We start from the raw sequence: 5,459 nt of genomic DNA on the forward strand, positions 1-5,459 counted from the left end.
TTCCGCTGGTCCCATCTTTGATATGCTGCCATGCCGATCAACTTCTCCAGAAGAATATTGCCTTGGTGTCAACCCTATATATGCTCCAACTGTATCAGATTTCTCAAACCTATGTGGGTTATCAATTGCAGCTTTATACGTCATTGCTACTATAATCCCCACTCCTGGAACAGTAGTTAACAATTTACAATCATCGTCTTTTTCACCTTGTTCTGAAAGCATTTTGTCAAGCTTTCTTAATGACTTTTCTATTGCTTCCAAACTACAAACTAACGCTTCAATTGAACTCCTACTGATTTCATCCAAATTATTTATTGCCTCTTGTATTCTTAAAGCGAAAGTTTCAAATTTTGATCCTTTACCGACCATGTATCTTCAACAACCCTCTTATTGTTCCAATAACCTGCTGTTTGCTACACATTAGCTGTCTTCTGCTTCCAAGCGCTATTTTAATTTGACAACTGATTTTACTAACACTTCTCATCATCTGCGCTATACCCCTTGCATCGTTTTTATCATTCTTATTGATTCTTGCAGACAACGCTGCTGCCATATGCCTTGCATCTACACAAATTACTGGTAATCCAAAACTCCTTAACTCTTTGCACATTGATATTGACAACTGTCCACTTTCTATTCCTATGGATTCGTATTTTTTGCCTTGGCTAATCTGCTATTGCCTTACTTTCGCTTGCAACAACTTCTTCCTTAACAACTTTTCCTTTCTCATCAACGATACTTATAAAAGTTTCTTTTAATGAGATCGCTATAATATTTCATGACCTACTGTAAAAGTTTAAATTATTTTTGAAGAACCAATTCATTGAATTTGTTACTTCGTGCTAAAATAATGGACTCCATCATTCAATAGCAATTACAGTATGTTTAGCTATAATTTGAAAAACAAAAATTCGTCATTCCGCTACTAGTTAGCGGGATCTAGAGATACCGCGGCGGCATGACGTAGGATTGCTGTCATCCCGCTGCTTGTTAGCGGCTAAGAGATACTGTGAATAAATCACGGTATGACGGTTAAGTATCCCGCTACTTGTTAGCGGGATCTAGAGATACCGCGAATAAATCGCGGTATGACGTGTTGCTTGGGTCAGCTATAGAAGCAAAACTCATCATTTTGAAAGAGGAGGAGATTTTTCCGGACCTTCAGCAGGGATTGATTTTGGATCTGATAATTCTGTATTTACCTTGATTGGCTCTAATGGAGTTTTCTGCTCTTCCGGTTTATCGTCTGGAATTGGAACAGGCCAATCCATAATGTTTTGCGGTATAGCTTCTGCTTCTTTAGCCTCTCTTTGGTCTGTTGAAGATGATGCATCAACTCCTGCATTTTTGGTAACTTCTTGTTTTAGTTGTTTATTTTCTTCTTGTAATTGTTTCAAATCTTCTTTTAATTTTTCTATCTCTAAATCTTTCTGTTTTATTTCCTCACCCTTTCTCGCATCTCCTTTACTCATCTCATCTGCAAGAGACTTTTCACCTATATTAGGTTGTTGACTTGCCAATTCTAAAGTCTCTATTTTTTTCTGTAGCTGATTTAATTCTCTAGCTAATTCTTGATTATTTAACCGCTCTTCATTCAATTGACTTATTGCATCAGTCAATTTCTCCTCTCTTTCTAATAACTGTTCTACTAACTGCTTTTTATGATCATCCTTTAAACCTTCCACTATTTTCTTCACATCATTTCTCAGCTCTGTGTTTTCTGCTCTCAATTTACTTAGTTCAATCTCACCTTGATCCAATTTTTTCTGTAGTTCCTCATTTGCTCTATTTGTTGACTGAATCTCACTTTCTTTGTCTTTTAACTGATGATTTAAGCTCTTTATTACATCACTTTTATCCTCTGCTGATGCGCTTACCACTTGTTTTAACTGTTCATTTTCTTCACGTTTTTCAGTTAGTTCTTTTTCCAGTTTTTTCAATTCGTGTTCAAGCTCTTTAACTTTTTCTTCTGATATGTCTAACGCTAATCTATACTTCTCACCTTCTTCTGTTATCTCTTGATTAAGTCTTTGCAATTCTGCTTTGTCTTTCTTTAGTTGCGTATTCTCTTCCTCTAATTCCTTTACTCTATTTTCTAATTCCTCTCCTTCTTGTTTATATTCTTCTTCATCATCAAACGTACCACTCTCAAATATTTCATCTTCACTACCAAATTCACTACTAGTGGACACAGAGCTTCTACGCGAAGAAGGTGTGCCAGGAGAAAAATACCCACTACTATTTGGTGTAGGTAATTGCGATGATAGATCTTGTGTGGGCTCGAGACTGTCCATACCTTGACCTATATCAGTAAAAGCTTGATGCAGAGTTTTTCCATTGATAAAAACTTCTTTGTTTTGCTTAACTAATTTTAATATTTCGTCTTTTGTCTCCTTTGGTAATGGATCTGTGAACTTTAAATCACCAAATTTTGGCTCACCAATGACACTTTATATACCACCAGAATCCAATTTTACAGTCATGCTGCAGTCTATGTTATTACCTTCAGAGTCCTTAGCCTGCCAGTTAATGGTCATTTCACATGAGCTTGAACCAGTAAAATCATAGTGCCTTTCGCTGCCTTTTTTGGTCGCAGTTATTTGACTATCTTTCCCTAAAGATATGTTATAAACCTTACCTTCACTGCTGGCCCTTAAAATATTGCTAATTTCTATTGGTTTTTCTTCATTTTCAAATCTAATTTTGAAGTCATTATCTTTTGTTGAATACGCTAAGAAATTTTGACTAGGCAGAGACGACTTAAGTTCTTTATGCATTGCGTCTATTGATTGCTCAAATTTTTGGAACTCCTTTTCCCACTTTAAATTTATCTGTCCTGTAATGTTTTCATCTTTACGTAAAGGACCAATAAAATACCAGATTAAGTTTTTTTTCTCCAATTGTTTTATAGTCTCCCGAAAGCTGCTGCAAGATTCAATCACATCTAAAATATCCTTTTTCTGCTGTTCATCTACATTTAAACTTTGACCCTCAGCTATAAATACACTTTCATCCTCCTCTGGCATAATTTTATATTTTTAGAGAATATGCTTAAATAGTAATATTTTTAATTTAAAAATTAATTAACAGAAAGCGTAAATTAAATTGAGTATTTGTAGATTCTCCCTATATACTATAAGGTAGTTACCACTTAAGAAGCAGTATGGACAATACCATTATAAGAAAATACGATATTAGAGGTATAGTAGGCAAAGACTTGCAGATTAATGATGGGTACGAAATAGGCAGAAAGTTTGGCCAAACCGTAGCTAATGTTTGTGTCGGCTACGATAGTAGAATAGATTCACCAGGTATAGAAAGAGAATTAATTAGGGGCTTAACTTTATCCGGTGCAAATGTTATACGCGTTGGACTATGCTCTTCACCTATGCTTTACGCTGCAACACAAATCACACAGGCGGATCTTGGTATCATAATAACTGCCTCTCATAACCCCAGCGAATATAATGGCTTTAAATTTTTTAGTAATAAAAAAGTCTTCTCAGATCAAGAAATGAAGGAAATTATAAGCAGTCCAATTAAAAACAGCACAAGAATTGGAAGCTTAATTAACATAAATATATATAGTGAGTACATTAGCATATTGAAAAGTGCAGTGAAGAATAATACTACACAGAAATTAAAAATAGCCTGGGATTGTGGAAATAGTCCAGCCAGTGGAATTATAAGGTATATTGAAAAGATCTTGCCTGGTCATACGCACATCGTAACCAATAACTCTATAGATGGGGCATTTCCACTGCATGATCCAGATCCCATAGAGGAAAAAAATCTCGCTCAATTAATTGACATTGTGAAGGAATATGGATGTGATCTTGGCATTGCGCTAGATGGCGATAGCGATAGGGTGCGCTTAATTGATAATAAAAGCAGTGTTGTTTCCAATGACCATTTATTCATAATTTTTGCACGTGAAGTGTTGGAGGAATATCCAGAAAGCAAAGTTATTGCCAACGTAAAAATGAGTATGAAAGTGCATGATTTTGTTAGTAAGTTAGGAGGGCAAGTTATTACCTGCGCTACTGGACATTCACTAGTTAAGAAGAAGATGGTAGAGGAAGAAGCAAAGTTTGCTGGTGAATTGAGCGGGCACTTCTTCTTTTCTGAGCTAGGTTTTGATGATGGGCTATATTCTGCTGTTAAAGCAGTTGACATTTTGCTTAAGAAAAACCAAAGCCTATCTCAGGTAATTGAGGATTTACCGAAGTTATATATCACTCATGAAGTAAAGATTGTAGTGAAAGATGAGAAAAAATTTCAAATAATTGAATCAATAAAGAAAACACTGGAGAAGCAAAATATTGTATTTTCAGATCTTGATGGTGTTAAAGTAACCGATAATAAAGGTTGGTGGCTTCTTAGGGTATCAAATACGCAAAACTGCATTACAGCAAGATGCGAAGGAGAGACTTTAGAGGGTTTTGAACTTACTAAAAAGGTTTTGTTCCATTACATTGATGAAGCAAGGTCTTTAAATTGTAGCTACTCACAGAAATAAATTTGATTTATAAAATTGGCATGAAAGTATAAAGATAAATAGGCTAAATGTACTTATCACCTGGTCAGGCTGCAGCATTATTTCGTGTAACCGTTTGCGGGTCCACTTAATTCTGCAATTCTTTGATCTCACTCATGGAGAGGCCAGTAAACTTAACAATAGTGGTGACATCAACATTATTAGCCAGCATTGTTTTTGCAATTTCAATTTTTCCTTCCTTTTTAGCATCATCAAGTTTTTGTTCAAGAACAGCCCGTTCATCACGAATACGTTTTATTTCCTGTTCGTAGGCAATAAATTCTTTCTCTGACCAGTTGAATCTATTTAGTTCTTCATATGCCTTTTTAATTATTACATCACTACCTATTATCTTTTCCAATTCTTCTTCGCTAGTTTCATCTGCATATTTAAAATAATAGATCCATTTTTCAACTATACTCTCCAATTGGTCTTCTTTAGTTTTAGGAAATTTTGGTAACTCAATAAATGTAAAATAAAAATCTTTTAAATCATGTTCATAGCTATCTTTGTCTAACATTACATGATCTGACTTATACTCAGATTTATTAGGAAAGAGAATACAATCAGCAATAGCTATAAATAAGCTTTAGCAGCGTAATATTGAGCGCGTTTTTCAAAGCCTTTAGTTTTGGCAACTTGCATTTCGACTATTACTTGCACCCCATTTTCATCCCTGCAAAGAACATCAACGATACTTTGTTTTTTAGAGGCAATTTCAGCATCTTGAATAGTGCTGAGGAATTCTATTTCTTTTATTTCATCTTTGCCAGTGAACCCCAAAATATCATTGAGAAAGTGAATGAGGATGTCTTTATTTTTTTCAGTACCAAAAATACGCCGGAACGCAAGGAGAGTAGACCAGGAGAACTTCCCTCCTGGCCCCTTCCAGAACCCTACGTGAAACTCGCGCTTCATAAGG

The 5,459-nt window shown here is 35.3% G+C and carries 5 protein-coding genes and 1 pseudogene; 1 reads left to right on the forward strand and 5 read right to left on the reverse strand.

Annotated elements, in window-relative coordinates:
* The 4 genes from BA053_RS05015 to BA053_RS08120 all read right to left on the reverse strand — a co-directional run.
* The coding region (locus BA053_RS05015) for a transposase (RefSeq protein WP_156518232.1) at nt 1–369 on the reverse strand (369 nt) is incomplete at its 3' end.
* Entirely contained in the window at nt 359–622 is a 264-nt protein-coding gene (locus BA053_RS05020; protein ID WP_007552904.1) for a hypothetical protein, read from the reverse strand. The genes BA053_RS05015 and BA053_RS05020, both read right to left, overlap by 11 nt.
* A 505-nt stretch (nt 623–1,127) precedes the next feature.
* Complete coding sequence (locus tag BA053_RS08115; protein ID WP_245611471.1) at nt 1,128–2,294, reverse strand: coiled-coil domain-containing protein; 1,167 nt, start codon at nt 2,292–2,294, stop codon at nt 1,128–1,130.
* 156 nt (nt 2,295–2,450) lie between these two features.
* Nucleotides 2,451–3,026, reverse strand: a complete 576-nt coding sequence (locus tag BA053_RS08120; RefSeq protein WP_065095120.1) for a hypothetical protein — start codon at nt 3,024–3,026, stop codon at nt 2,451–2,453.
* Nucleotides 3,027–3,163: 137 nt separating this feature from the next.
* Here BA053_RS08120 and BA053_RS05035 point away from each other — a divergent pair, with 137 nt between their 5' ends.
* Complete coding sequence (locus BA053_RS05035) at nt 3,164–4,519, forward strand: phosphomannomutase/phosphoglucomutase (protein WP_065095121.1); 1,356 nt, start codon at nt 3,164–3,166, stop codon at nt 4,517–4,519.
* 106 nt (nt 4,520–4,625) lie between these two features.
* Here BA053_RS05035 and BA053_RS05040 read toward each other — a convergent pair.
* A pseudogene (locus BA053_RS05040) lies at nt 4,626–5,374 on the reverse strand (Rpn family recombination-promoting nuclease/putative transposase).
* Between the last annotated feature and the right edge of the window lie 85 nt (nt 5,375–5,459).

It is taken from the genome of Wolbachia endosymbiont of Nomada ferruginata (genome assembly GCF_001675785.1).
GTDB lineage: Bacteria > Pseudomonadota > Alphaproteobacteria > Rickettsiales > Anaplasmataceae > Wolbachia > Wolbachia pipientis.